Raw genomic sequence first — 4,748 nt, forward strand, 5'->3', positions numbered from 1 at the left:
CTGCACCCTGTAAGTTTTTTGACGACCAATCATAGTACTGAGTGGTTGAGGGATGTTTGTATATGCTTACCCTACACTTAAAAATTTTCCCTTGTCAATTCGCTACGAACTTATGCAAAGCTGTACTTAGTTAAAATTTGGCGGACTTAACCAATTTAGTAGATGTTTGAGGCTTGAGTCTTGTCAAGCCCAGAATTCGGGTTGAATCAGGTCGCTGGCGAGTGCTATTAAACTAGCAAAATCAATCCGGCTCAAGAGTATCCACAATCGAACTTGGGCGCGGCAACGGTCGATACCTGTTAATCTAATGATGCGCCACAGAGTTATAAGCAGCGGCAACCAAGGATAAGTCAAACGAATGATATGCCAAAAAAGCTTGCGGGACATCTCTATTCAACTTGCAATCAAACCGATCTCAAGGCAAATTCACAGAAGTTAACTGGTTGCACATTTAATTCTGCACGCCATATTGCTACAGGCTTTTCCCAAACCTGTTCCCATTTCTGAGCAATCAGGGGTTTAGCATTGTTGCCCATTTCCCATCCTTGTGAAATCGCCATCAGCAGAGGAGAGAGAAATTGCGGTCGCCACAGACTTACAGAAATTAGCGCGTTGGCAATCAACAAGCTTGCTAAGGGTAGTTGAAGTTGTGCCAAATAAAAAGCTTGTAAGCCAATTTCTCCAATTTCACTTGTATCAAATCCGGTTATGATGTGCCAAATATCATGGATCTGCCGCCAGCGATTTTCTATGTAACTGCTATCAGAATTGCTCATTATTTCTGGCTCTAGCGTTTTAAAGCTTAACTGTTTCATGTGGCTAGCATAGGTGTAGCCCAAGGAATCTGGAGGATATTGTAGTAAAGCTTCTAAATCATGTGTAGGAGCAATATAGCGTTCTGCCAAGATATCTGCTACTTCTGGAATTGTTTTCATACTTGCAACCGCTAGTTGAAAAGCACGACTATCGAGTAGACTATCGCTCAATTCCCAAACAGGTTTTAGATTACCGTTTTCATCTAACAAAAGCATGACGAAAGCTTTTATCCCTTTGAGTGTCTGAACAATGGATGGCATGATATGACCTGTTAAATACAGAATTCACCACAAACATGAACAATGTTCATTTTAAATATATGAACATTGCTCATGTTTGTCAATGATAATCTTGAAGGATGACAAAAGAACTTCACAAAGCCTCAACCATGCGACGGCAACCCAAGCAGGCACGTAGCCAAGAACGAGTTCATCACATTTTGGATGTGGCAGAGCAGCTTTTTATCGAATTTGGTTATGAGCAAACCACTACAAGAGCTATCGCCACACGTGCAGCCATTCCAGTTGGCTCATTGTACCAATTTTTTCCAGACAAAGAGGCGCTTGTCCGGGCGCTTGCCAATCGCTACTTTGAACAGGAATATCAAATTTTTGTACAACTTCATACAGAGTTAGCAAAGGCTGATATTGCTACTTACGTTGAGCGCATGGTAAATGCGTTTGAAGATTTTGCACAGCAGCATCCTGGTTATCGAGCAGTATTAGGACAGTTAATCGACTTGATGACCGTTACTGATGCCAGTAAGTTTAACGAATATGACCAACAGATATTAGTTGAACTGGCTCATTTCTTCTCACGGCGAAATCCTCTACTTGATGCCACTCAATCTCGACTGATTGCGACAACCGTAGTCAAAGTCTCTAATGAACTGCTGTGGCTTTCATTCACGCGTGAGCCACTTGAGCGCAAACAACTGGTGAAGGAAACCAAAACCTTAATTACTGCCTATTTGCAAACATATCAAATTTAACTATCTTGAACATCTCCAATACTTGCTCCCGCTTTTGCCTCTATGAAACTCAAAAGTTCTTCCTCAAATTCAGTCAAATACGGCCGCTTCAACTCCCCCAGATACTTTAACATAGCACTTGGGGCATCTTCCAAGTTTTCGTTTTCCCATAAGCGACTGATGCGATCGCTCAAAAACTTTTCCGAGTGAATAGCCCACACCCGTAGCTGACGGTCAACGCTTGGTTCGGGTGTATCATCAGCGTCATCAATTGCTGAACCATCATTGAGCGCTCGTTCCAACTTCTTGATAAACCGCTTACTGTCGCTGACCATCATCAACTTTTTACCCAGCATCAACTGAGCGTGGAACTCGGCAACAATTGCACTGCTGTTTTTACCTTCAGGTTGAGTCGATGGCGGGTATTATCATTGGTGTCAAGTTAAGAAAATTAGAGTCTTGTCAAGTGGGTAAAACTCAATAGTTAAACTCAAGACAGTGGTGTTGATACTAGTCATGAGTAAACCGCGCAAAAAACAAGGGAATCCAGATTTTCGGCATCGAGTCACCTCAAGAGCCCCATCAAGCCAAGAGATAGAATCTAGGCTGTTTGAGTTAATAAGTCCAGGTACATTTGCCAATCTCAAAGGGGTAAAAGACAAAGAACGTAGTTTGCGCGTAGGCGTAGCCCGCCTTCGGCATCGTGTACTAACCCTACCAGTAATGGCAGCAATAGTATTGAGTCTAGTGTATCGACAAATACAGCATTTAACAGATGTGCTGCGCTGCCTGGAAGTTGAAGGATTGTTGTGGGTTGAGGCGATGTCTGTGAGTCGGCAAGCAACAACTAAACGCTTGGACAGAATTCATACCTGTTTTCTGACCGGAGGCGGAGCTTTCCTTGCTCCGCTCCTGAGTTCTGAATTCTTCTTATAAAGACGAAATTAAACAAAAATGGGATTTCACCACACTGATCCTTGTCGCTACCCGATGCGCCAAGTGTCAGTACTATGGGGCAAAACTTGGTATCATTACTTGACTCATGTTCTTGACCCAAAACAACTTTCTCCACAACAAGTCTGTGATTTGTATCGCCGACGTTGGCAAATCGAAGATGCATTTTTACTGACTAAACGAATGTTTAAGTTTATCTTATTTATGGGTTGGCGGCACTAATGGTGTACAAATGCTTTTTCTTTGCTACTTGGATTTTCTATGCTGTCCTTAATGATTTGTCTGCCGATGTCGCTGTGGCTTTACAGCAGCCCTTAGAACGTATTTCAGTAGAAATGGTCAATCGATGCTTATATTTTTTTGATCGCGCACGATGCCGAAGGCGGGCTACGCCTACGCACAATTCACAACTACAACTAATTCCTTGGTTAGTAGAGCATCAGCGTTCTATGGGCTTGGTCAAAGCCATTCGTCAACGGCATCGACGCAACGCCGCAAGGTCGCTTGACATCTGGGCTGAGGCTTTAACTTGACACCAATGGCAAAACGCCCATCCCACAATAGTTATGTTGAATTCGGTTTTGCAACTTAACTCTATTGCCCCATAACGTTGGAATTTTTTTAACTAATTCTGGGAGTTGAAGTCAAGATCAACTCCAACTGGCAGGGTATGTCTTGCAAAATCCACATTGAAGGGAACTTTCGCTCCGGTTTGGCGTTAAATCTCCGTTACGAAACTTAATTAAGCATTACAAATTATTTTAATTCCTGGATTACGGAGTTGTAGCTAATTTTCAGCAGTCGTGGTATGAATCTGCGGCGAAAACTTCTATCTTGGCGGCAAAGGCAGCAATTTTTGCCTTCAGTAGTTTTATCACCTCTTACTACACTTATAATATCACAATTTGGGCAGTGAACTGGCTTAAGAACCCTAGAAACAAATCAACATAAAGCCTTATCTACAAAGACATTTGGATAACCTAAGTCTACAAAAACTGATAAGTCAATTCCAGAAATGGTGCGCTATTATCGACGAACAATTGCAAAAACTGCTGTTGAGAGTTCGATTTAAATTCGACTTTAACATGATGAATTGGCGAGGATAAGAAAATGGTTCAAAGTATAGGTAGAGTAACTAAATATACTGTTACTGACCTAAACCGATTTGCCGAAGACCTGAATCGAGACGGAATTTGTGTGATTCCGGGTCTTTTTGATAAAGAATTGATTAGCGAGTGGGCAAAAGCTTTTGATAATTTATTCCGAGAACGCCAAAATCAACCAGGTGGACTGGCTCCCCGTGAAATTGCTCGTTACTATCTAACATTGCCTTGGGTTTTCCCCTTTGCCAACGTAGAAGTTTTCGCCAATCCGGTGATTATGGGTATCCTTGAGCGAGTATTTTTTCAGGAATATGTGATGGTTCAGTTGGGAGTTGATCTCCCAGTACAAGGTTCGGATTATCAGGAAATCCACCGGGACTATCGCCCTTTGTTCTCCGACCAAATAGTAACGCCACTCTACGCCCTTGCGGTTAACTTCCCACTTGTGGAAGTAACGGCAGAAAATGGGCCGTTCCAGATGGCGCGTGGTACGCATCTTTTGCCGCGTGAAGAAGGACTAAGGAAAATTGCCACTGGTGAAATTCCGATAGAATCTTTCTATATGGAGCTAGGGGATGCGATGATTCGGACACCTTTGGCGCTGCACCGGGGTTCACCAAATCGGACTAACCAGCCAAGACCGATGGTAGTTATGGGCTATGCTATGCATTGGTTACACACGCCGAAGGTAGATTTAACTTTCCAACGAGACTATTATGAGAGCCTACCAGAGAATTTAAGACAGATGATTCGGTGTCAGGTGGTGCAACAGTTGCCAAAGGAGAAGGTTGAAACTTACGTGAATTTTAAGTATTAGGAACCTGCAAAAAATAAATTATCCAGTAGGGTGCGTTAGGCTTAAAGCCGTAACGCACCGCTTACACATAACTCTAGGATTTATATCA

General features: G+C 42.7%; 5 protein-coding genes and 1 pseudogene. 3 read left to right on the forward strand and 3 right to left on the reverse strand.

Features of this window, described 5'->3' with window-relative positions:
- Nucleotides 1–183: 183 nt before the first annotated feature.
- Both LC574_RS27070 and LC574_RS27075 read right to left on the reverse strand, forming a co-directional pair.
- Nucleotides 184–387 carry a hypothetical protein gene (locus LC574_RS27070; protein WP_190734653.1) on the reverse strand — a complete coding sequence of 68 codons (204 nt, stop codon included), beginning with the start codon at nt 385–387 and terminating at the stop codon, nt 184–186.
- Nucleotides 388–404: 17 nt separating this feature from the next.
- Nucleotides 405–1,076, reverse strand: a complete 672-nt coding sequence (locus tag LC574_RS27075) for a Coq4 family protein (RefSeq protein WP_229456760.1) — start codon at nt 1,074–1,076, stop codon at nt 405–407.
- Between the two features lie 98 nt (nt 1,077–1,174).
- On the opposite strand from LC574_RS27075, the gene LC574_RS27080 reads away from it, so the two are divergent.
- The gene (locus LC574_RS27080; RefSeq protein ID WP_229456761.1) at nt 1,175–1,807 is read left to right on the forward strand and encodes a TetR/AcrR family transcriptional regulator; all 633 of its coding nucleotides are present in this window, start codon (nt 1,175–1,177) and stop codon (nt 1,805–1,807) included.
- Here LC574_RS27080 and LC574_RS27085 read toward each other — a convergent pair.
- Nucleotides 1,804–2,124 carry a hypothetical protein gene (locus LC574_RS27085; protein WP_229456762.1) on the reverse strand — a complete coding sequence of 107 codons (321 nt, stop codon included), beginning with the start codon at nt 2,122–2,124 and terminating at the stop codon, nt 1,804–1,806. The genes LC574_RS27080 and LC574_RS27085 overlap by 4 nt on opposite strands.
- A gap of 178 nt (nt 2,125–2,302) precedes the next feature.
- Here LC574_RS27085 and LC574_RS27090 point away from each other — a divergent pair.
- Both LC574_RS27090 and LC574_RS27095 read left to right on the forward strand, forming a co-directional pair.
- Nucleotides 2,303–3,273, forward strand: a pseudogene (locus LC574_RS27090) (hypothetical protein).
- 577 nt (nt 3,274–3,850) lie between these two features.
- A complete protein-coding gene (locus tag LC574_RS27095) occupies nt 3,851–4,660 on the forward strand; it encodes a phytanoyl-CoA dioxygenase family protein (protein ID WP_229456763.1) in 810 nt (269 codons plus the stop codon).
- Nucleotides 4,661–4,748: the final 88 nt, after the last annotated feature.

The organism is Nostoc sp. CHAB 5715 (assembly GCF_020829685.1).
Taxonomy (GTDB): domain Bacteria; phylum Cyanobacteriota; class Cyanobacteriia; order Cyanobacteriales; family Nostocaceae; genus Nostoc.